Origin of the sequence: Paracoccus sp. P2, assembly GCF_046335115.1 — a bacterium.
GTDB lineage: Bacteria > Pseudomonadota > Alphaproteobacteria > Rhodobacterales > Rhodobacteraceae > Paracoccus > Paracoccus pantotrophus.
Map to the genome: position 1 here is coordinate 63248 of NZ_JBGOSN010000014.1, position 20131 is coordinate 83378.

Consider the following 20131-nt stretch of genomic DNA (forward strand, 5'->3'; position numbering starts at 1 on the left):
CCCCGCCGGAGGCACCTGCCGGCGCAACCGGCACATGCGCCCGGACAAAGAAAAGCCGGCCCGCAGGGGACCGGCAGTTGCGCGCATGATCGTCCGGGGGAAGGTTACGGCCCCAGGCGAAGGGCCGTCGATTGCGCGGGGCAGTAAGGGATCAGGCCGCCAGGATCGAGGGCAGCGAAAACAGGATGATCGCGGTCACCGAAATCGCGACGGTGCCAAGCAGGTCAGAGAGGGATTGGCGGGTCATGGGTCTCTCCAAGGTTCGTTTATGCTTTGTTCTCATGATTGGCGAACAAAGTAAAGAACTTTTTAAGAACATCATGCGAACATCTAGCCGGCGCTGATCAGCCGGATGGCGCGGTCCTGCTCCATCAGCCACAGAAGCAGCCGCACGGCCTGGCCGCGCTCGCTTTCCATGGCCGGGTCGCGCTCCAGGAAGTTCTGCGCATCCTTGCGCGCCAGCGCCATCAGCCCGGCCTGGCGTTCCAGGTCGGCGATGCGGAACCGCGGCAGGCCGGATTGCGCGGTGCCGATCACGTCGCCGGCGCCGCGCATCGCCAGGTCTTCCTCGGCGATGCGGAAACCATCTTCGGTCTCGCGCAGGATGGTCAGCCGCCGTCGGCCGGTCTCGGACAGCGGCTCGTGATACATCAGCAGGCAGCTTGACGCGCCCGAGCCGCGCCCGACCCTGCCACGCAGCTGGTGCAGCTGCGCCAGGCCGAAGCTTTCGGCGCGCTCGATCACCATGATCGTGGCCTCGGGCACGTCGACGCCGACCTCGATCACCGTGGTCGCGACCAGGATGCGCGCCCGGCCGGCGGCGAAATCGGCCATGGCCGCATCGCGCTCCTCGGCCGGCATCTGGCCATGGACCAGCCGCACCTGATCGCCGAACCGCGCCCGCAACTCCTGGAAGCGCGCCTCGGCCGCGGTCAGGTCGATGGCCTCGCTTTCCTCGACCAGCGGGCAGACCCAATAGGCCCGCGCCCCGCCCTCGAGCGCCCGGGCCAGATGCGCCACCACCTCGGCCATGCGCGCATCCGAGATCACCGTGGTGCGGATCGGCTGCCGCCCGGCGGGCTTTTCGTCCAGCACCGACAGGTCCATGTCGCCGAATTGCGCCAGCGCCAAGGATCGCGGGATCGGCGTTGCCGTCATCACCAGCATGTCGGGCGGCAGATGCCCGCCCTTGGCGCCCAGTTCCATGCGCTGGTTGACGCCGAAGCGGTGCTGCTCGTCGACGATGGCCAGCCGCAGGTCGTGGAACGCGACCGATTTCTGGATCACCGCATGGGTGCCGACCAGGATGTCGATCCGCCCCTCGGCGAGGTCGGTCAGGATATTGGCGCGGGCATCGCCCTTGTCGCGGCCGGTCAGCGCCTCCAGCCGGATGCCGGCCAGCCGCGCCAGGGGCTCCAGGGCGCGGAAATGCTGGCGGGCCAGGATCTCGGTCGGGGCCATCAGCACGCCCTGCCCGCCCGCCTCGACCGCGACCAGCAGCGCGAGGAAGGCGACCAGCGTCTTGCCGGCGCCCACGTCGCCCTGCAAGAGCCGGTTCATCCGCCGCGGCTCGGCCATGTCACCGGCGATTTCCTCGACCGCGCGGGCCTGCGCCCCGGTCGGCGGCCAGGGCAGCCCGGCCAGCACCCTGGCGCGCAGATGCCCGTCGCCCCGTGTGGTCAGCCCTGCCTGCCGTCGCCGGTCGCGGCGCATCAGCGCCAGCGTCATCTGATGCGCGAAAAGCTCGTCATAGGCCAGCCGCGCTCGGGCCGGATCGGTCGGCGACAGGCCGGCCGGCCCTTCCGGCGCATGGGCGCGGGCCAGCGCCTCGGCCCAGGCCGGCCAGCCCTCGCGCGCCAGGACCGAGGCGTCGCTCCATTCCCCCGCCGGCGGCAGCCGCCCCATCGCCGCCTGCACCGCCTTTTGCACCACGCCCTGCGTCAGCCGGCCCGAGAGCGGATAGACCGGCTCGAAATCCGGCGGCGGATCCGTGCCTTCGGCGCCGATATGGTCGGGATGCACCATCTGCGCCATGCCGTCGAACAGCTCGATCTTGCCGGAAACCAGCCGCCGCGCGCCCAAAGGCAGCTGGCTTTCGATCCAATCCTTGCGCGGATGGAAAAAGACCAGCTGCAGATCGGCGCTGCCGTCCGAGCAATGCACCCGCCAGGGCCGGCTCTTGGCCGTGGGCGGGCTGTGGCGCTGCACGGTGATCGCCACGGTGACGATCTCGGGCGGGCGGGCCTCGGTCAGGCGGGCGATCGGGCGGCGGCGGATGCCGGAATGCGGCAGGGTCAGGATCAGGTCGCGCAGCCGCGTCACGCCCATCTGGGCAAAGGCCTCGGCCGCGCGCGGGCCGACGCCCGGCAGGGTCTCGACACCCGCGAACAGCGGAAACAGCGCCGGCGGGCGGCCCGGCGTCACCCCTGGGCGATCGCCAGCCATTCGTCCTCGTCGATGACCTTGATGCCCAGTTCGGCGGCCTTCTTCGCCTTCGACCCGGCGCCGGGGCCGGCGATCAGCAGGTCGGTCTTGGCCGAGACCGAGCCCGCGACATGGGCGCCAAGCGCCTCGGCCCGCGCCTTGGCCTCGGCCCGCGTCATCTTTTCCAGCGTGCCGGTAAAGACCAGGGTCTTGCCGGTGATGGCGCTGTCGGCGGCACGCTTCTCGGGCGGCAGCACGGTCAGAAAGCCGAGCAGCCGGTCGATCGCCGCCCGCTCGCGCGCATTGGCGAAGGCGTCCGACAGCGACATGGCCAGCACCGGGCCGATGCCGTCGGCGGCGATCAGCCCGGCCCAGGCCACACTGGCCTCGGGCGGCAGATCGACCTGCGCCAGCGCGGCGGCGGGGGGGGGGGGGGGGGGGGGGGGGGGGGGGGGGGGGGGGGNCGTCCGACAGCGACATGGCCAGCACCGGGCCGATGCCGTCGGCGGCGATCAGCCCGGCCCAGGCCACACTGGCCTCGGGCGGCAGATCGACCTGCGCCAGCGCGGCGGCGCGCGCCTCGGACGGCCGGGCGCGGCGGCCCTCGGCCTGCGCGGCCGCGCGCTCGGCCTGGGCCGCATCCTCGGCCAGGCGATGCGCCACAGCCGCCGGGCGCGCGGTGTCGAGCGCCGCCTCCAGCGCCTCCCAGCTGCCGTAATGGCGGGCGAGATCCTGCGCCGCGACCTCACCGACATGACGGATGCCAAGGGCGAAAAGCAGCCGCGCGAACGGGATCTCGCGGCGTTTCTCGATGGCCTGGAACAGGCTGGCGGCGCTTTTCTCGCCCCAGCCCTCGCGGTTTTTCAACTGCTTGGGCTGGCCGGGGCCGTAGCGGTCCTGCAAGGTGAAGATGTCGGCCGGTTCGGCGATCCAGCCGTCGCGGAACAGTTCCTCGACCAGCTTGGCGCCCAGCCCCTCGATGTCAAAGGCGGCGCGCGAGACGAAATGGCGCAGCTTCTCGACCGCCTGGGCCGGGCAGATCAGCCCGCCGGTACAGCGCCGGACCGAATCGCCCTCTTCCCTTATGGCGGGCGAGCCGCATTCCGGGCAGGTCTCGGGGAAGGCGTAGGGCACGGACTCGGGCGGGCGCTTGGCCAGGTCCACGTCCGCGACCTTGGGGATCACGTCGCCGGCGCGATAGACCTCAACCCAGTCGCCGATGCGGATGTCCTTGCCGCCGCGGATCTCGCTGCCGTCGGCGCCGCGGCCGGCGATGTAATCCTCGTTATGCAGGGTGGCGTTCGAGACGACGACGCCGCCCACCGTCACCGGATGCAGCCGCGCCACCGGGCTCAGCGCGCCGGTGCGACCGACCTGGATGTCGATGGCTTCCAGCCGGGTCCAGGCGCGCTCGGCCGGGAACTTGTGCGCCAGGGCCCATCGCGGCGTGGTCGAGCGCATGCCGAGCCGTGCCTGATAGCCCAGATCGTTGACCTTATACACCACGCCGTCGATGTCATAGCCCAAGGTCGCGCGCATCTGTTCGATCTCGGTCCAGGCGGCCAGCATGTCCTGCACCGAGCCGCAGATCCGGGTCAGCGGATTGGTCTGGAAGCCGAAATCCCGCATCCGCCGCACCGCTTCCATCTGCGTGTCGGCAAAAGGCGCGCTGACCTCGCCCCAGGCATAGGCAAAGAAGCGCAGCGGCCGGGCCGCCGTCACATTGGGATCGAGCTGGCGCAGCGAGCCCGCCGCCGCATTGCGCGGGTTGGCAAAGACCCGGCCGCTGTCGGACTGGTTCAGCTTCTCGAAATCCGCATGCGACATGTAGACCTCGCCGCGGATCTCCAGAATTTCGGGCCAGCCGTCGCCGGCAAGCTGGCCGGGGATGTCGGCAATGGTGCGGGCATTGGCGGTCACGTTCTCGCCCACCGCACCGTCGCCGCGGGTCGCGGCCTGGACCAGCCGCCCGCCTTCGTAGCGCAGCGACAGCGACAGCCCGTCGATCTTGGGCTCGGCGGTGATCTCCAGCGGCGCGCCTGAAGCCAGGTTGAGGAAAGAGCGCACCCGCTGCACGAAGGATTCGACATCGCCCTGGGTGAAGCCATTTTCCAGCGACAGCATCGGCAGGCGATGCGGGATCTTGGCAAAGCGCGTATCGGGCGCGGCGCCGACCTGCTCGGTCGGGCTGCCGGGATGGGCAAGCTGGGGGAAACGCGCCTCGATCTCCTCGAGCCGACGCTTACGGTCGTCGTATTCGGCATCGCTGATGAAGGGCGCGTCTTCCTGGTAATAGGCCAGGTTCGCCCGCGCCACCTCGTCGCTCAGCCGGGCATGCTCGGCCGCGGCGGCCTCGGCGTCCAGGCTCGAAACGGGCGGCAAGGCCGCCGCCGGCACTGCCGGCTCCCCCGCGGGAGCCGTCCGATCCTCGTCATCTCCGGCCATCTGCCCTCCGCCTTCTGCCGGCCCCGTGGGCCGTGATCTGCGCAGCAGGTGATACCGGGGCGAAGGCGGGATTGTCCAGCGCCGGCCCCAGGGCGTTGCGCGACCCCGACGCCCGCGACGCTCAGGCGCGCAGGGCCATGCGCTCGGGATTCTGCATCTCGGAGGCGGGATCGCGCAGGACATAGCCGCGACCCCAGACCGTCTCGATATGGCTTTCGCCGTTCATCGCCGCCGCCAGCTTCTTGCGCAGCTTGCAGACGAAGACGTCGATGATCTTCAACTCGGGCTCGTCCATGCCGCCGTAAAGGTGGTTCAGGAACGTATGGAAAGCCCAACGGAATCAACGCCAATGGCTGAAATATCGGGCGGGACAAACCGGGACCGAATCGGGAATCTTGAAACGCCCCACCACAGAGGAATGACAGCATGAGCACCTGCGCGAGATGCAACGAGCCGCTGCGCGATTGCCGATGCCCGGAACCGGGCAGCGAGGCCGATCACTATGGCCGGGTCTGGCGGCACTGCGAGCAAGGCTTGACCATGACCAAGGCCAGCATGGCGAGGTTCATGATGTTCTGCCTCGCGAACCGTATCGAGATTGGCGGCGTCTATGCGTTCGACCCGAGGTTTCGCGGTTCGCAGGTGATCGCGGCGATTCGCATTCACCCCGACCAGATCGAAGCATTCGAGCGCGAGACAGGCGGCAAGCTGCGCCGGCCCCCTCGGCTCGTGCTGAACTGACCCCCGCGACGAGAAGGAGAGGACATGAGCGGCCTGAAACTTTCCGAGCAAATTCGCGTCGGGCTGGCTATCGGAGGTCAGATCACGCTCAGCCGAGAAGCGGCAGTTGCGCTGATCAAGGTGCTTGAAGATCTGGAACAGCACCCCCGTCGAATAGACCTGCTCATGGCAGATATGTCGGCTCGCCAGCGGAGATCAGAGGAACGGAATGAGCTGCTGATCCGCGACCTGTTCCTGATTGCGTTCTGCCTCGTTGTGTTGGGCTGGACGCTGGCAGGTGTGCTGTGATCCACCACAGAGGAATGACGCCATGAACGGCGCGGAACTGATCATCCTGGGCGGACCGCTTGCCTTTGGCGTGGCTGGCCTGATCTGGGCAAGACATACCGCTCATGCTCGTCGGGCGAAGAAGAAAAATGCCAGCCATGCGGGCGACGACGAAGCCCGCAGCGACTGCACCCTTTGCGGCATGTCGGACGGGTTGTGCGTGCGATGTGGCCGCGACCCAGAGGAAGGAGAGGACATGAGCGACTGGCAACCGATAAGCACCGCGCCGAGGGATGGAACTAGGGTTGACCTGTGGGGTATCAACCACGCGCACTATGCCAAGAAAGGCTATCGCAAGTGTGATGTGTCATGGGGGCCGGTGACCGATTGGCTAGGTCGCGAGCGCGATGATTGGAGGCACGGCATGGGCGAAGAGTTTGAACCCACTCACTGGATGCCCCTCCCCCAGCCCCCGGAGGACGCGCGATGAGTGACGAAATTTTCTCCGCCGTCTACGCCCGTCCCAAGCGTCGTCAGGGCATCACAGGCCAGACCATCGACGCGCAGATGCGCGGCACTATGTGCCAGATCACGGAGTTGGAGCTGGAAGAACTGCGCGACGAACTCGCCCGCCTCCGCGCCGAGGTGGAGAGGCTGACCGCCGCCCTAGCCGACGAGCGGGCGCATGCGGACGCGCTGGCGGAGACATTGGAGTCATGCCCGCCGTTCCGGGCGTTCGATCATGTAGCGCGGGAATACGTGTTGATCGCCCACCGCGCCCGGCGTCAGGTGTGACAGCCAGCCGCCATCTGGTCCAGCAGCACCAGCCCTGCCCGCTGGGACTGCGCCCCGCCGTCCTCGATCAGCGCGGCGGCCAGCGCCCTGCGGGACGCCTCGGTGCCGTCACAGATCGCCGGGCCGCTTGCTGGCGTGTTCGCGCAGGCGGTCAACGACAGCAGTGTCGTCCAGATCATCAGTCGATACATCGTCCATCCTCCTGCGCGTCTCACGATAAGCCGCATCCTCTCGCGCCTGTGTGTCCGCCCTGCCCCGCGACCGGCCGCGCAGGAACGCAGCCACAGCGGCGGCGATGGCTCCGAGGATGGTGAGAAGCCACGCGGTCATTTCTTCCCCCAACGCCAGAACACCAGCGCGTTCAGCACCCCTGCCCCAGCCAGCGCGATTGCCGCCTGTTCCAGGTCGATGGTGAACGTGCCGACCTCGGGATCGAACGTGCCGATTCCGAGCGAGGACAGGACGATTGCCAGCGTGTAAAGCGCCATGCGCAGATAAACGGGGTTCATGCTTTGCCTCCGAACATGGACTTGAAAAGCGCCAGAAGCGCGGCGATGATGCCCGCTGACGGCGCCGCAGGCTTGGTGGCGTTCGGCGCCGTCACCTTCGACATGGCGATTGCCGTCTCGCGCACGCTTTCCACGCGGCGCGTCCAGCCCTTGCCGTAGGTAGGCCAGAGTAGCGCGCCGGTCTTGGTGTTCTTCGCCACGCGCAGGAAAGCGAGCCGGGCGCTGATCGCCCGGTCAATCACGGCCTCGGGGTGCGCCTGCTGCGCCGCTGCGATGGTCTGCGGGCCGATCATCCCATCAGCCGTCACGCCGAGAGCGGATTGCAGCCATTTCGCCCCGCGCGAGACGCCGCTGTTCACCGCCGCGTCGAAGGCCACCAGATCCAGCCCCGCCGGCAGATCATCGCCGCGCACGGCATCCCAATAGTTCTGCCGGTAGATCGCAGCCACCTCGGCGTCGGAGATGTTCCGCAACTCGGCCTTGGTGATCGAGCGCTTCTTCCAGGCGCGATAGGTGGCAAAGGTGATGCCCTTCATGGTCGCACCGCCGGCATCGCGCGGGTCGTCCGCCCAGCCCCCCTCATGCGCGAGGGTTTCGGCCAGGCAGCGCTCGAAATTGCTTCTCATGGCGCTCTCCTATTTCCGCCAGTGCTTCCAGAGGTCGATGGCCTGCTTGGGGTCGTTCACCGCAATCAGCAGCCAGCGCATGGCGCCCTCGGCCGTGAGGGTGACGACAGCGGCGGCGATGGGCTGGGGCACGCGCAGGATTTCGGCGGCGTAATCGGTGCCGATCCATGCAGCGCCAATCGCCACGACAGCGGTGGTGATGACGCTGACAGGGCCAAGCTGCGCCGAGGACTTCACCTTGACGATCAGCGCCACGCCGACCGCGATCCAGAAATCCAGGCTGCGGAAAGGGCTCGGATCGGTCATGCCAGCAGCCTCCAGAAGCCGCCGACCCGGCGGAAGGTATATACGCGTCCCGCATTCCCGTTGGCGTTCGAAATCACCAGATCAGCGGGGCCTATCGCCATGTTGGAGCCATCCGCCCGAATCCTGATCGTGCCATTCGCGCCTGTCGTGTAAGCGGCGACGCAAACTTCTGCGCCGTCCATCCCATCCGCACCAGGGAGGTTATGAATAACTGTTTCGGCGGTATAGGCGGCGGTCCCGTCCGTAACGTAAAGGGTCCTATGCTGCGGGAACCAGGTCACTGTCCCGCTGTTCAAATTCGGGAAGCCGGCTTGCGTGCTCAGGCCCGCCGTGCTACTTCCTCGGCGTTCCGAAACGGGGCAGGTGTAGCGCTTCCCGTCATAGTCCAACTCGATGACTGATCTGTTGTTTATGCCGCCACCGATGTATTCCATTACCCCATTGCGTGCGGAAAAGTACTCCCCATCCTCAATGCCGATTGCGCACCGGGGGCTATCGGAAAGCGCGACAAATCGCGGCCGCTTGGCGGCGGGGAAAAGAATGCGCACGGTGGCGGAATCGGTCCCCTCGGCATAGTAAGTCGTATCGTCCACCGGGTGGATCTCGTTGAGGCCAGGACTTAGCTTGGTCCATCGCTGCGGACGTTGCCCGGCGCCAGGGGCGTAATAGGCCATGGCCTTTTCGATGACCCGAACAGCATCCGGCTCATAGGCAAAATTATAGAGATTGCCGTGCCGAATGTTCGAGGTCGATGCCACGGGGATTTCGGGGGACCAGTTCACCAGATCCGTGCTGACCTTGTGCCAGTAATTCCCGCTCCAATAAGCATCCGTCAGAAGGTGCCAGCGCCTCTGCAAAGTGGTTGATCCCAGCGGGAAATAATATTCCGGGACGACGCAGCAGCCCTCGACATCCTCGTCATAGTCTAGCGTGTAGCTGTAGGTCCACGCGCCGGTCAGCGTCGATGCGGTCCAGCACTCGATGTTTTTGTCGTAATCATTCTTGCAGAAGCCGACCCATTTGGTCCCATCCCACACCGGGAAGAAGCCAATGCGGCAGACCGTATCACCGAAGTCCATGCGAACCGGCGCATCAAACGTCATGCTTTCGCGGTCATTCACACGGCTGATGTAAAGCTGCATATTCGGGATGGTGCGTCCATGGACGTCTATAAAATCCTCGAAGGCGCGAATGATGCTGATGCCGTAGAGCTGACCCGCGTCGGGGCCGCTGACCTCTTCGTGCAGGCCCATCCACCAAACGATGCTGGCCGGGACAGTCCCGCCAGGTGCCGCCGTAGTATCGCTTCTCACCCGGTTGGGTCCCAAGTTGCGATAGAACGCTTGCCAGGTGATAAGGTCGCGAGAGCGATATTCCGTCACATCGTATTCTGTGCCGCCCTGAAAGACATGCACTGAAAATCGCTTGCGATCCCGGTCCCACCACATCGACGGGTCAAACCCGAAGAGCGCCTGGTTCGCCCCCCTGGCAATTGGAACCGGGTTGATCTGGAACAGGGCGCGCGGATCCTGCGTCGTATAGAGGTCGGCGCGCTGTAGGTCGGTCTTGAAGAATGTTCCGAAGAAAACGTTCTGCGGGCTTTCTACGCGAACGCCGTCGATCCCGAGCGGGTGCAGCGCGGACGCAAATCCGGTCGCCGAACTATCCACGATATAGGCGACCCCTTCGCAATGGACGCGTTGACCCTGTGCCAGATTCGGCAAAGCCGCCGCCAATTCGGCGCGACTGGGATAATCCGGCGTCACTCGGGACGCAGCATCCTCTGCCTCCTGTGCGGATCGCCTCGCGGCGTCTGCATATTGAGGCGCCGCCAGCGCAGCCGCCATGGCATCCTCGCCGTCGATCTCGGACGAAACCGGCAAGGTCAGCGCCCTGCCCTGCGCCTCGCGCAGATCCTGGACCTGCATGATCGTCAGGTCGAGGTCGGACTCGACCTGTTCCGTCCTGACCCGGCCCTGCGCATTGTAGTCGCTGCGCTGGAGGTTCGGAACGGCGCGCAGCAGATAGATCTGGTCGCCGCTCTGGATTCCGGTCGAGATGACGACGGTTCCGTCCGCTGTTCCGATCCCGGTGTGCCCGATCCCCGAGGTCAGGTCGGTTTCCTCTCCGTCCCGAACCCGGATCACCCGCAGATGATCCTCGTCGAGCAGGAGGAAGTCGCGAGGGAACGTCCCGCTCGTCCCGGTGACGTTGAAGGGGCCTGCCTTGTTCTTCGCGCTCTCTACCGTCATCTTCGCCTGCCTGCATGGGGTCAGGCGAAGGGTAGGAAGCGAGAGGCGGGCGATATATGTTGGCGGGGGCGGGGTGACATGCGATCGAATGGCCGCTATCTTGTGCGAGGGAGCGGAACCCACGGCAGGCTGACCCCGACCTGCTCCTGATCGGAGACTTCCGCCTTCGCGTCTCTCCAGGCTATCGGGGTGGCGCCTCCTTCGCGGGGGCGCTTCTGGTTCAGCCGATCAGATCACGGACCCCCGCCCAAAGGCCGGGGCAGTCTTCTTCGCGCGGCAGGTCCATCTTGCCGCCAGTTGACCTCGCGAACATCTTCGCGGCGAAGTCCCGCAGGTTTTGCGGCGGAATCCGGGCGATTTCGTCCTCGATGTCGGTCTGCCGCTGCGAGAGTTCTTCGAACTCATCCTCCGGCATGTCGTGATCGTCGCAGGCCGAAATCACAATCTTGGTGTGGGCCTCCCACTCCCTGAACAGCCGCATCACCGGCGTATCGGCCGGGTCGATGACGCACAGCGCCGAGGCCGGGGCGGCAGCCAGAGCGGCCGGGGCCGCGGCGAGAAGGGTGCGGCGGTTGATATCGCCGGACATGCGGGTAGAATTGGCAGAAGCCATGATGGTTCTCCTGGATAGAACTGTTGGGGTTAGGCTCCCGATGGCGCTGTCACGCCGCCGGGGGCCGTTTGGCCTCAGATAGAGCGATACCTCTGAATTGCCGATTTCAGCCGGCGCTTAGCGTTGTAAGCCTTTCTCCTCGCGGCTTGGGAAGCATCATAGGCGCCCTTCGTCTCGTCCATCATCGCCTCCCACGCCGGGGTGTCGGCGGCAATGTGCTCGATACCGTTTCGCTCCTTGAAGCCCTCATACGCTTCGTTAAGGTCGGCTTTCTCCAACGCGGCAAGACGTTCCAGTTCGTCTGCCTCAATGGCGATGTTGGCGATCTCAATCAGCTTGCCGATATGCTGCGACAGAACGTCCGTCATGCCGCCTCTCCTGCTGTTTTGATGGTGCTATAATCGAACAACGAGAGCTGTCGCGGATCTTGTAGCATCGCTGGAACAACCGGCAAGCCGAGCTTGAACCAGAGTTGCGCCGCTGCCTGATGGCCGAAAACTTGCCGGCTTTCCGTGACCATTCGAAGCCGCACGTTCTCATTCTCGCTGGCCTCTTTCTCCACGATCACTTCCGGTTTCTCGTGCCGCTTGCCGTAAAAGTGCTCGAACAGAACATGGTGGCATTCACGCTGATAGGTCAGCAGTCTTTGCCGCGTTTCCTCGTCCTTCACCCGACGCGAATCCACCTTGAACAGCCATCCGTTGACCAGTTCCAGCTTAAGGCAGGTGGTTTCCTGCGCGCCGCCAGGGGAAGGTATCACGATGGTCGTGATACCTTCGGACAGAACTGGATCGTCCTTGATCCGCTGATGCTGGCTTTGCCACGCAAGGCCAAGGCTATCGCAGATCGGCTTGACCGCCACAAACACCCCGTCGTCGCGCTCGACGGCGAACAGGGTATCTTGACGAAAGTTCACAGTAATGATGTTGCCCACTCAGGCCTCCTTTTCATTCTGGATGGTCTTGGCAGCGGGGGCTTGGGCGCCAACCGCGTCCCCCGCTGCCTCTTTCAGGATCATGACTATATGGGTGTTCATCGAACGCCCTTGATGGTCAGCCTGCCTCTTGATCTGATCCCGCAGTTCACGCGGCACCCGAAGCATCGTTGCTACGGTCTCCCCGCTCCCCGCTCTCGACTGAATAGCGCTCATCCTTTCCCTTTCTGAATTCGCAGTGAATTCAGACTGCACCATGCAAGCATTGACTGTCAAGCAGATACTTGCATGGTGCAGTCACCTTTGGAGGCAAGATCATGGTGCAAGGCAGGGCGGGTAGTGGAAACGTGGTTCCGCTTATGGTTCGCGTTCCAGAGGGCCTGCGTGATCGCATTAAGGCGGCTGCTGAAGCGAATGGACGTAGCCAGAACAGCGAAATCGTGGCGACGCTGGAGGAAAAGTATCCGGCGCCCAGCTTGGCAGAGTTCGAAGAAGCAAGCGCCCTAACCATGAAGGACGGCTTGACGCGGCGGGCGCGGCTGTTCAACGAATGGGTGACGATCCGCAAGGAGCGCGGCGGGCTGATGGTCTACCACGATGACACTCAACCTGGCGAGCCTTGACCCATGCAGACGACGCGCGACCCCCTGACTGCTTACAACGAGCGCGTGAAGCTGTTCGCCAACTTCCTGAACGCCACCGCCCTCGGGCTGATCGGCTTCGCCGTCCTGCGCCCCTTGACGGAAAGCCTGAGCAACGCCAACCTGTCCACCATGTGGTGGGGCGCCACCGGACTCGCAATCCACGGGGTTTCCCACTATATTATGGGCAGGATACGCAAGGAGGTGAAGGAATGACGTTCTTCGAGTTCATCGTCCCGGTCGTCGCCCTGGCTGTTGCCGGCGTCGGTATCCTTGTGTTGCGTCGTGAGGAGCGAAAGCTGGATCAGACCAAGCACCACCCGGCTGAGTGATGGGTGCCGACATCTCCGGGCTCAGCGTGTATGAGCGAGAGAAAATCGTTCGGGATTACGACGAAGCCCATCGCCAGTTTACGATATACTCCGAGAATGGCCCATGGGCTTTGTTCGCCGCTGCGGGATGGGTAGCCGTAGGGCTGGCTCTGTGGTCCCACCAGCCAGCCCGCGAGGTAATTCCCCTGACGGCAGTGACTGGTTTCCTCTCAAGAAATGTGCTCGATTACTTTAAGGCGCGACGCGCCTTTAGCCAAATTCACGAACGGTGGCACCGCAAGGGGGTAGACCTATCGTCGGCGCATCTTGAGATTACCTCTGCAAATCCTCCTTCAACGGATTGACGATCTGCCCGTCGATCAGCCAGCGGAAGTAGGGCAGGCTGACGAAAGGCGTCAGGCGGCGCAAGGTGCCCACGTCTCCGGCGGTCATGTCCAAGTCGCCATCAAGGGCGCGGAACCCCATGCCGACGGCCGACCCCAAATCAGTTAGCATTTCGAAGGACGGCCCGGCATATGACCCGACTACCGACCGCGACGCAAAGCGAGACGCGGGCGCCTTCTGGCTCTTGCTGGGGAATGCCGCGGCGGCAGTTCGATAGATGCCGGGACCGCCCAGCTTTTCCATGGCGTTGCTCACCTCGAACGCAAGAGAGAAGATGCCGGACCTGTCCAAGCCCTCGGCAATCCAGGTGCCCGGATTATCCGAGATTTCGCGCCCGCTTTCGAGCTGCTTGAGCATGTAGATGAACGACCCGATTGCCGACATGGCGATGACGCCGCCCCAGAACCGGGTCTGCTTCTCTTGCAGGCCGCGCAGCAGGACGCGCTGGTTGGAGGCCAGGGCGAAGGAGCGGAATTGCAGCAGCATCCTGCCGACCGTGGTGCTGGCGAACAGCGGCACGTCCGCAACGCCCTTGGTGACAATGATGCTGTCCACATCCTTGTTGATCGCCGCGCGCCAGGACCGGACCATGTGATCCATCTCGGCCGGCCACACCTCGGAATTGGCGACCCGAACCCCGTCGATCACCTGGCCATGCTCGCGGAACAGCCGCCCCAGCAGCGGGGCGCCGTCTCTGCCCAGGCCCAGATAGGCCATATATGCCTGCTCTGCCTTCGGCAGGGCGTCAAAGCCGCGATCCGCGGCAATCTCGGCGTTCTTCAGGATACGGTTCTGCGTCATCGTCGCGGCCAGCGTTTTCTGGAAGTCGTTCCAGTGCAGCAGGCCGGTCATCTTCGTGAAGCCGACCGATGCGTTCTGGAGGAACCGTTCAAACGGCGAGCCTTGCGCATAGGGGTCGGTCAGGTCGGCCAGCGTCGCTAGGCGAGAATGCAGGATCTTCTCCGAGATGGCCCCGGCCTCCTTGGCCTCCTTCTTCGCCAGCTTGATGCCCTGCATGTTCCTGATCAGCGGCTTGAGCCCGTCCTCCATGTAGGATTTCAGCCCATGAACCATGGCGGGGCGCACGGCATCCGTGAGCGATGAAATGGTGACGCCGCCAAGGGTGCGCAGGTAGTTGAAGGTCATTGCCGCATTGGCGATCCGGCCGAAGGCGGTGGTCTGGGAACGCGCGTTATAAGTGCCGCGCAGCATGTCCCGCACAGCTTGGATGTCCTCAATATCAGACTTTTCCTTGGCGGCGAGTTTCGCCAGTTGCTTCTGCTTGGCCGTCTCTGGCAACTCGGTGTTCTTCTCCAGTTCGGCGCGGATCTGGGCGTATTGATCGCGGATGGTCTTGATCTGATCTTTCATGGTGACGCTGCCGAAACGCGTTTTCAGCTCGACATCGGCCGCCATGACGCGCGCATACCGGCGCATGATCAGGTCGGCATTGCTGTCCAGAAACTTCTCGACCAGCTCGTCGGGAATATGAAAGGTTCGCTCTGCCAGGGGGCCGCGCTTGGTGGGAATGATATTCGACGGCAAGTCGGCATCAAGCGCGCGGCCGGTGACCACTTCATAAACGCTATCCACGATTTCATCGAGGTAGTTCTTGCGATCCGCATCGGACAACCAGTCGTATTCGCCGCGCCGCCCCAGCGCCTCCATCTCCGCGTCGATCTTTGCCAGCTTGGCCAGGTCGGCCTCGTCCAACTCGCCCACGACGCGACCGGCCAGCGTGTCCACGCCGGAACGGAATGCGCGCATGGCATCATCGGACATCACATCGGCCACGCCGCGGGCAACGCCGTCGGACAGCGCCGACGCATCGGCCTGCCGGCCCGCCATGCCGCGTTCGATGGCTTCTCGTGCGCTGCGCAGGCTGGCGGTCGCCTTGTCCGTCTCGGCCGCCGCGCGCTGCGCCGCTGCCGTCACCTGCCCGTCGAAGTAGTTGCGCAGGATCTGTTTGAACTCCGCCTCGTTCGCCTCGATCACGGGGCGGTTCCACACCCGCGAGAAATAGCTTTCCGCCGTGTCTACGCTGACCCCCTCGGGCAACAGCCCCGCCGCGACGGCTCGATCCTTCAGAGGATCGAACACCTTGGCGCGAATCGAGGCCGCGGCTTGGGCAACCTCGGGAATGTCGCTGCGGTCGCCGCGGCGCATTGCTTGTCCCACAGCGTTATTGAACTCGGTGCGGGTCATGGCCACGCCGCGCTTGCGCATGGCCTGATAGGCCTCATTCATGTCCTCGACGGTCGAGCCGACGGCACCGCGGGTCCATTCCTTCATCGAGGTTTCCGCCGCGGCCTCGCCCTGCCCTTCGAGGTTGCGCTTCAAATAGACCGGGTTCTCCATCAGCTGCGATGCGATTTCCCGCACCGCGACAGACGGGCTGTGCAGGGTGCGCAGAAGCGGGTTGAGCCGCGCCGTGGCCTTCGCCGCCTTGCTGGCAGCCTTCCCCGCCACACCGAAATCGTCGAGGGTCACGGCGGGCGCCGCCGCCGCGCCAGCACTTTCCGGCTTGGCCATGATCGAAAGCTCGGCGTGCAAGGCATCCGTAGCGGCATCGAAATCAGGACGGGCGGCATCCTCCATGAGCTTCGATGCCGCCTTGTATTCCGAGCGTGACATGAACGCACCGGCCCCGGCACCAAGGAGCGCGCCCAGAACCACCGATCCGCCGATGGTCCATGCCGATTCCTCTGCCGTGCGGGTCTGCTGCGTCGCCTGCAATCCGGCCTCCTGGACCGCGGCGGAAACGCCGGCCGCCGCCCCGACGGATAGCGCCGACTTTGCGGCGGAATAGCCGATTTTGCCGCCGGTGCGCGCCAGAACGCCGCCGGGAAGGAGAGTGGGCAGGTCAATAAGGCTGGCGCCGAAGCCCAGAACCGTTCCCACCCAGCCAGACGCGTCGCTTATGCGGCGGTCCTTGATCTCCCGGTCGATATCAGACTTTATCGCGGCCGCGGCCTTGGCGTTGAACGCGCCCTCAAAGCGGTCCATGTGGTCCTCGTATCCGGCGATGTCGTCGAAGACGTTGTAGTTTCGGTCGATGTCATAGAAATCGCCCTGCGTCCTCGCCCACAGAGACTCGGACGCCAGCGCGGACCCGACCATGTTGCCCAGCCGCCACTCCGCACCGGCGGATTCTGCGAGGGATGGATCGAGGCCAAGCCCGGCAGGAAGCTTCGGCGTTCCAAGAACGGTATCGCGATCAATGGGCATGCTGCTCTCCCTGAAAATCAAAAGCTGACGGCGGCAGCGCCATAGAGCGGCGAGTTTTCCATGAGCTCCTTACCTTGCTCATGAAGTTTCATCAGCCGGTCACGCTCCTTCATTGCCTCGGCCTTCCGCGCCGCCAGGGCCTCGTCCTGCGACGGAGGCTCGGCATAGAACGGATGCTGCGCGCGCTGAACCTTACCCTCCCCATCCACGAACCAAAGCTCATAGCGCGGCGGGCGCCCGGCCTGCACATCGGCGGCCGTGTCATCGTATGCCTGGAGGAATACCGACTGAACGAACCCTTCTTCCGGCACGATCCCCTCCTCTGCGAGAGCCGCGCGCGCCTGCTCGCCGATATAATCGTGGGAGCCGTCGATACCGGGCGGATAGGTAACCTCGGGAGGCAAACGGGTGACGGCGCCAGAACCGGAAGGCAGGTATTTCGAGGGGCCGTAAAGCCGACGGAACCGCTCGTCGGCAAGCACCTTCGCCTTGTCCTGGTCGCCGCCAGCATCAAAAAGGGCCTGCTCCAGTATCTCGCCATACTCTGCGACCGCCGCAGATTTTTGCAGCTCATTTTCACCGAGGGCCGGCGCACGGCTGAAAATCCCGGGGTCGAATATCGCCCTGACGCTCTCTGGCGTCGCCGTGTCCTTGATCCATTTTTTGGCGCCCTCAGACTTCAATAGCGCATCTCGCTCGCGACGCTTCTGCGGGTCGTTCAGGTCCATGATCTGTTTGGCGGCCTCGTCCTGAGACAAGCCCAGCACGCCGGTCGAATGATTGAACATCGCCACCTTGTCGGCGATTTCCGACCCTCCCTCGCGCCGCCCGAAGGCAGCAGGATCGAGGGAATGCAGACGCGATGCCAGAATAAGGGCATCCTTCATATCCCCGGCGCTCTGGCCCGACAGGGCGGTTCGCAGCGCCCCCATGATCGGCGCAGGGACAAGGCCGGTCTGCTCGACGATCCCGGCCGCCAGCGCCCCCGCGTCGGCGCCGTCCGGCAGGCTGCTGGACATCTCGTTCCAGAGGTTATCGACGCGCTTCTTTCCGTCGGCGCTATAGCGGTCGATGCGCAACCCGCCCCCTTCCCCGAAGGCCAGCACATCTGCACGGGTCTGCTGAACGGTCTTGGTCTTTTCGTTGAACGAGTTCAGCAACGTGGCCTTGGTCCCGTCATCGACGCCCAGGTTCAGGATTTCCTGAGCGGTCAGTGTTGGGTCCGCGGTTGCGATCCTAAGCTTTACGTTGTTCTCGACTTCCTGAATCTGGGCCTTTGCGGCGGCCTGCTGCTTGGTCGACCAGGATGCGACGCCGCTGGCGGCCGTCTCGCGCACCTGCGCGGCGAGGTTGCCGGGAAGGGTGTTGATCGCAGAGGCGACCTGGGGGCTGAAACTGACGCCGCCGCCCGCCGACATGCGCTTGGCGAATTCCTCGTCGGACAGCTTGGCCAGTCCCTCCCAAGTCGAGCCCAAGCCCTTGCGAACCAGATCATAGCGCCCGGCATTGAGGTCGGCAGACAGGTCGCGCCCGGTATTGGCCTTGTAATCCTGCTGCGCCAGCCACCAGGCGCCGCGATCCTGATTGGCCGGCGAAAAGTCGTCGAAGCCATTGGCTCCCGCAACCCTATCCCATGTGCCCTGGACAAACTGGTAGCGTCCCGCGGCGGTCGTTGTGCCGCCCTGCCCCTTCCTCCGTGGATGGTCCCGCAGGTCGGAAAACTTCTCCCCGCCGTTCAGCGTCTGGTAATCTGGGCTTTCGGTGCCGGAGATGGTGCCGAGAAGCGCATATGCCTCGGGCGGCAGGTCGGTAGCGGCGAAGGTCCAGGAGTCGATCCTGCCCCCTGTCGCCTGTGCCGCTGCGATCGCATCCCGCCCCGCGGCCTCGCTGAGGGGGCCGACTAGCGCGCTGTGCAGGTTCATCAGATCGACGGCGGAAAACTTGTCCGCATTCGTCGCGACGAACTCGGCCGCCGCGACGGGATCGTTCTGCATCATGTTCAGGGACGTGAGGCGGTAGACCTCGGACTGAACCCGGCCCAGCTCCTCCTGCGTCTGTTCTGGAGACCAGCCTTGGCGTGCCGCTTTTTCCGCGACCTCGTTTCGCGCGATCTGCATGGAACGGTCCAGCAGTGCGGGGTTGAGAACCGCGTCATCGGCTGCCGCTTGGATGCGGGCGTCGGCCTGGCTGTCCAGATAGGTGATCCGCTCCCGCCCGGCGTGCTGGTCGATGTCGAGATTCGCGGACTGGAGTCGGCTATCGAGCGCGCGCTGCGCCATCTCCTTCGCGGCCGGGCTTAGCTCGCTCAACCGCTGGTCATAGGCACGTTGTAGGCCATCCATGGCCGCCTTGCGACGGGATAGAGCATCGCCGCCCTGGGCATAGAGATAGCCCTGCTCGGGGTCATAGAGCGTTTCCCTGACGGTCTTTGCGAACGCAGTATCCGCCGCCTTGGCGTCCGCCTCGTCCACGTCGGCCTGCCACTGGTCGAACATCTGACCGACATCTGCCAGGCCCCTGGCGACCTGCCCGAAACCGGACTGACGCGCCGCCACACCCACGGGTCGCTGCGCCTGCACAACCTCGCGGCGCTCATAGGTCGGAACCCTCATTGCCATCACGCATACCTCGGAGTTGCACGGTCACGCGCCCATTGGCTGTATTTCTCGCCCACCTTGGCGCCGGTCGACAGGATCGTGCTGGCTGCGCCCCAGCGCCCCTGCGACAAGGCATTGGCGCCCTCGGTGCGGCTGTTGGCCGCCATCTGTGAATAGTTGCCCGCCTGATTGCGGAAGTTCTGCCGGATGGCGAACGCATCGTCCTCGATGGCGGCCTTGGTGTCGTCCAGCATCTCGATGGCCGAGGCCGAGCTGACATCGACGCCGTTCGCTGCCATTGCGACGCGCTGCTGCGCCAGCACGGCCGCACCGGCCCGGCGCTTGCGCTCGGACTCGTCCTCGCCCTGGCGGATCGATTCCCGCGCCGCGGCTTCCTGCTGTTTCGCCGTGGCCTCGGCTGCGGCCTGCGCCGCTCGGCCCTGCTGGACCGCAGAATAAGCGCCGACCACGCCGGAGCCGATGCTGAACAGCGATCCCAGGCTGCTGAACAGCCCACCACCAGCTTGCGCGGCGGTCCCGAGTGCGGCCAATGCCGGAACGAAGCACATCAGGTCATCTCCATCTCGAAATGCAGGAAGCGATGCCCCTGCAACACCACCGTCTTTTCCGCGTCGAACCGGAAGCCGATCCAGCGGAGCCAGCGCCGCGCGACCAGATTCTCCTCGGCCACCAGGTTCCAGAGCCGGCGAAAGTCCTGCCCCAGCCACTCCACCCCGACCCGCGACCCAGCCACGAACTCGCGCCGCACCTGCGGCCGGTCCACGGCGCGCGTCGTCAGCGCCCAGGGGAAACCGGTGTCGGACATGGCCGTCGCCGCCTTCACCCCGAAGATACAGACCAGATCGCCATCCATGTATGCTGCGCGGGACCGGCGCGACCCGGCAACCAGCCGTAGCAGGTCGTCCCGCGCGTCGCCCGTCCCCATGCAGTCCAGCTCCAGGCGGTCTATGGGGCGCAGGCGCGGCAGCAGGGCGTCGATCACATCGGGCGTGACGGGCGCGACCGTGACCGCCATG

General features: G+C 65.1%; 21 protein-coding genes and 2 pseudogenes. 6 read left to right on the top strand and 17 right to left on the bottom strand.

The window, feature by feature from the left end; translation table 11 throughout:
• Positions 1-330: 330 nt before the first annotated feature.
• From recG to ACDP63_RS11075, 4 genes and pseudogenes are all read right to left on the bottom strand, one after another.
• A complete protein-coding gene (gene recG / locus ACDP63_RS11060) occupies positions 331-2445 on the bottom strand; it encodes an ATP-dependent DNA helicase RecG (RefSeq protein ID WP_036747520.1) in 2115 nt (704 codons plus the stop codon).
• Positions 2421-2753, bottom strand: a complete 333-nt coding sequence (locus ACDP63_RS11065) for a BRCT domain-containing protein (RefSeq protein ID WP_409928077.1) — start codon at positions 2751-2753, stop codon at positions 2421-2423. Before ACDP63_RS11065 ends, recG begins: the two co-directional genes overlap by 25 nt.
• A gap of 154 nt (positions 2754-2907) precedes the next feature.
• Positions 2908-4869, bottom strand: a pseudogene (ligA, locus tag ACDP63_RS11070) (NAD-dependent DNA ligase LigA); the annotation flags it as partial.
• Between the two features lie 121 nt (positions 4870-4990).
• Positions 4991-5188 (bottom strand): annotated as a pseudogene (locus tag ACDP63_RS11075) (helix-turn-helix domain-containing protein); the annotation flags it as partial.
• Positions 5189-5295: 107 nt separating this feature from the next.
• Between ACDP63_RS11075 and ACDP63_RS11080 the strand changes: the two are divergent.
• From ACDP63_RS11080 to ACDP63_RS11095, 4 genes are read left to right on the top strand one after another with little or no spacing between them, the layout of a single operon-like run.
• Positions 5296-5610, top strand: a complete 315-nt coding sequence (locus ACDP63_RS11080) for a hypothetical protein (protein ID WP_409928027.1) — start codon at positions 5296-5298, stop codon at positions 5608-5610.
• A gap of 24 nt (positions 5611-5634) precedes the next feature.
• Complete coding sequence (locus ACDP63_RS11085) at positions 5635-5898, top strand: hypothetical protein (protein WP_409928028.1); 264 nt, start codon at positions 5635-5637, stop codon at positions 5896-5898.
• 22 nt (positions 5899-5920) lie between these two features.
• Entirely contained in the window at positions 5921-6367 is a 447-nt protein-coding gene (locus ACDP63_RS11090; RefSeq protein ID WP_409928029.1) for a hypothetical protein, read from the top strand.
• Positions 6364-6672, top strand: a complete 309-nt coding sequence (locus tag ACDP63_RS11095) for a hypothetical protein (protein ID WP_409928030.1) — start codon at positions 6364-6366, stop codon at positions 6670-6672. Before ACDP63_RS11090 ends, ACDP63_RS11095 begins: the two co-directional genes overlap by 4 nt.
• On the opposite strand, the gene ACDP63_RS11100 is transcribed toward ACDP63_RS11095, so the two are convergent.
• The 9 genes from ACDP63_RS11100 to ACDP63_RS11140 all read right to left on the bottom strand — a co-directional run bounded on the left by ACDP63_RS11100 (position 6663) and on the right by ACDP63_RS11140 (position 12170).
• Positions 6663-6863: a hypothetical protein gene (locus ACDP63_RS11100; RefSeq protein ID WP_409928031.1), complete on the bottom strand. Its 201-nt coding sequence runs from the start codon at positions 6861-6863 to the stop codon at positions 6663-6665. The genes ACDP63_RS11095 and ACDP63_RS11100 overlap by 10 nt on opposite strands.
• 135 nt (positions 6864-6998) lie before the next feature.
• Positions 6999-7181: a hypothetical protein gene (locus ACDP63_RS11105; protein ID WP_179921159.1), complete on the bottom strand. Its 183-nt coding sequence runs from the start codon at positions 7179-7181 to the stop codon at positions 6999-7001.
• Entirely contained in the window at positions 7178-7807 is a 630-nt protein-coding gene (locus ACDP63_RS11110; RefSeq protein ID WP_409928032.1) for a glycoside hydrolase family 108 protein, read from the bottom strand. The genes ACDP63_RS11105 and ACDP63_RS11110 overlap by 4 nt, the downstream gene beginning before the upstream one ends.
• 9 nt (positions 7808-7816) lie before the next feature.
• On the bottom strand, positions 7817-8113 hold the full coding sequence (locus ACDP63_RS11115) for a hypothetical protein (RefSeq protein WP_024844649.1): 297 nt from the start codon (positions 8111-8113) through the stop codon (positions 7817-7819).
• Entirely contained in the window at positions 8110-10365 is a 2256-nt protein-coding gene (locus ACDP63_RS11120) for a hypothetical protein (protein ID WP_409928033.1), read from the bottom strand. The genes ACDP63_RS11115 and ACDP63_RS11120 overlap by 4 nt, the downstream gene beginning before the upstream one ends.
• A 220-nt stretch (positions 10366-10585) precedes the next feature.
• A complete protein-coding gene (locus ACDP63_RS11125) occupies positions 10586-10978 on the bottom strand; it encodes a hypothetical protein (RefSeq protein WP_409928034.1) in 393 nt (130 codons plus the stop codon).
• Positions 10979-11052: 74 nt separating this feature from the next.
• Positions 11053-11346 (bottom strand): hypothetical protein, encoded by a 294-nt coding sequence (locus tag ACDP63_RS11130; RefSeq protein ID WP_409928035.1) that lies wholly within the window; start codon positions 11344-11346, stop codon positions 11053-11055.
• Positions 11343-11912: a phage antirepressor N-terminal domain-containing protein gene (locus tag ACDP63_RS11135; RefSeq protein ID WP_409928036.1), complete on the bottom strand. Its 570-nt coding sequence runs from the start codon at positions 11910-11912 to the stop codon at positions 11343-11345. The genes ACDP63_RS11130 and ACDP63_RS11135 overlap by 4 nt, the downstream gene beginning before the upstream one ends.
• Complete coding sequence (locus ACDP63_RS11140; RefSeq protein ID WP_409928037.1) at positions 11913-12170, bottom strand: Arc family DNA-binding protein; 258 nt, start codon at positions 12168-12170, stop codon at positions 11913-11915. It lies immediately after the preceding gene.
• Positions 12171-12229: 59 nt separating this feature from the next.
• On the opposite strand from ACDP63_RS11140, the gene ACDP63_RS11145 reads away from it, so the two are divergent.
• Positions 12230-12535, top strand: a complete 306-nt coding sequence (locus tag ACDP63_RS11145; RefSeq protein ID WP_409928038.1) for an Arc family DNA-binding protein — start codon at positions 12230-12232, stop codon at positions 12533-12535.
• Between the two features lie 3 nt (positions 12536-12538).
• The gene (locus tag ACDP63_RS11150; RefSeq protein ID WP_409928039.1) at positions 12539-12769 is read left to right on the top strand and encodes a hypothetical protein; all 231 of its coding nucleotides are present in this window, start codon (positions 12539-12541) and stop codon (positions 12767-12769) included.
• A gap of 428 nt (positions 12770-13197) precedes the next feature.
• Here the strand turns inward: ACDP63_RS11150 and ACDP63_RS11155 are convergent, their stop codons facing one another.
• Genes ACDP63_RS11155 through ACDP63_RS11170 form a run of 4 tightly spaced genes read right to left on the bottom strand, consistent with a single transcriptional unit; the run spans position 13198 to position 20130 of the window.
• On the bottom strand, positions 13198-16497 hold the full coding sequence (locus ACDP63_RS11155) for a hypothetical protein (protein WP_409928040.1): 3300 nt from the start codon (positions 16495-16497) through the stop codon (positions 13198-13200).
• Positions 16498-16514: 17 nt separating this feature from the next.
• Entirely contained in the window at positions 16515-19115 is a 2601-nt protein-coding gene (locus tag ACDP63_RS11160) for a hypothetical protein (protein ID WP_409928041.1), read from the bottom strand.
• The gene (locus tag ACDP63_RS11165) at positions 19115-19663 is read right to left on the bottom strand and encodes a hypothetical protein (RefSeq protein ID WP_409928042.1); all 549 of its coding nucleotides are present in this window, start codon (positions 19661-19663) and stop codon (positions 19115-19117) included. The genes ACDP63_RS11160 and ACDP63_RS11165 overlap by 1 nt, the downstream gene beginning before the upstream one ends.
• Positions 19663-20130, bottom strand: coding sequence for a hypothetical protein (locus ACDP63_RS11170; protein ID WP_409928043.1), 468 nt, complete (start codon positions 20128-20130; stop codon positions 19663-19665). Before ACDP63_RS11170 ends, ACDP63_RS11165 begins: the two co-directional genes overlap by 1 nt.
• Position 20131: the final 1 nt, after the last annotated feature.

Bases quoted from the DNA above. Each gene is read 5' to 3' on its own strand.
- recG (WP_036747520.1), bottom strand. From the start codon at position 2,445: ATGGCTGGCGATCGCCCAGGGGTGACGCCGGGCCGCCCGCCGGCGCTG.
- ACDP63_RS11065 (WP_409928077.1), bottom strand. From the start codon at position 2,753: ATGTCGCTGTCGGACGCCTTCGCCAATGCGCGCGAGCGGGCGGCGATC.
- ACDP63_RS11080 (WP_409928027.1), top strand. From the start codon at position 5,296: ATGAGCACCTGCGCGAGATGCAACGAGCCGCTGCGCGATTGCCGATGC.
- ACDP63_RS11085 (WP_409928028.1), top strand. From the start codon at position 5,635: ATGAGCGGCCTGAAACTTTCCGAGCAAATTCGCGTCGGGCTGGCTATC.
- ACDP63_RS11090 (WP_409928029.1), top strand. From the start codon at position 5,921: ATGAACGGCGCGGAACTGATCATCCTGGGCGGACCGCTTGCCTTTGGC.
- ACDP63_RS11095 (WP_409928030.1), top strand. From the start codon at position 6,364: ATGAGTGACGAAATTTTCTCCGCCGTCTACGCCCGTCCCAAGCGTCGT.
- ACDP63_RS11100 (WP_409928031.1), bottom strand. From the start codon at position 6,863: ATGTATCGACTGATGATCTGGACGACACTGCTGTCGTTGACCGCCTGC.
- ACDP63_RS11105 (WP_179921159.1), bottom strand. From the start codon at position 7,181: ATGAACCCCGTTTATCTGCGCATGGCGCTTTACACGCTGGCAATCGTC.
- ACDP63_RS11110 (WP_409928032.1), bottom strand. From the start codon at position 7,807: ATGAGAAGCAATTTCGAGCGCTGCCTGGCCGAAACCCTCGCGCATGAG.
- ACDP63_RS11115 (WP_024844649.1), bottom strand. From the start codon at position 8,113: ATGACCGATCCGAGCCCTTTCCGCAGCCTGGATTTCTGGATCGCGGTC.
- ACDP63_RS11120 (WP_409928033.1), bottom strand. From the start codon at position 10,365: ATGACGGTAGAGAGCGCGAAGAACAAGGCAGGCCCCTTCAACGTCACC.
- ACDP63_RS11125 (WP_409928034.1), bottom strand. From the start codon at position 10,978: ATGGCTTCTGCCAATTCTACCCGCATGTCCGGCGATATCAACCGCCGC.
- ACDP63_RS11130 (WP_409928035.1), bottom strand. From the start codon at position 11,346: ATGACGGACGTTCTGTCGCAGCATATCGGCAAGCTGATTGAGATCGCC.
- ACDP63_RS11140 (WP_409928037.1), bottom strand. From the start codon at position 12,170: ATGGTGCAGTCTGAATTCACTGCGAATTCAGAAAGGGAAAGGATGAGC.
- ACDP63_RS11145 (WP_409928038.1), top strand. From the start codon at position 12,230: ATGGTGCAAGGCAGGGCGGGTAGTGGAAACGTGGTTCCGCTTATGGTT.
- ACDP63_RS11150 (WP_409928039.1), top strand. From the start codon at position 12,539: ATGCAGACGACGCGCGACCCCCTGACTGCTTACAACGAGCGCGTGAAG.
- ACDP63_RS11155 (WP_409928040.1), bottom strand. From the start codon at position 16,497: ATGCCCATTGATCGCGATACCGTTCTTGGAACGCCGAAGCTTCCTGCC.
- ACDP63_RS11160 (WP_409928041.1), bottom strand. From the start codon at position 19,115: ATGGCAATGAGGGTTCCGACCTATGAGCGCCGCGAGGTTGTGCAGGCG.
- ACDP63_RS11165 (WP_409928042.1), bottom strand. From the start codon at position 19,663: ATGTGCTTCGTTCCGGCATTGGCCGCACTCGGGACCGCCGCGCAAGCT.
- ACDP63_RS11170 (WP_409928043.1), bottom strand. From the start codon at position 20,130: ATGGCGGTCACGGTCGCGCCCGTCACGCCCGATGTGATCGACGCCCTG.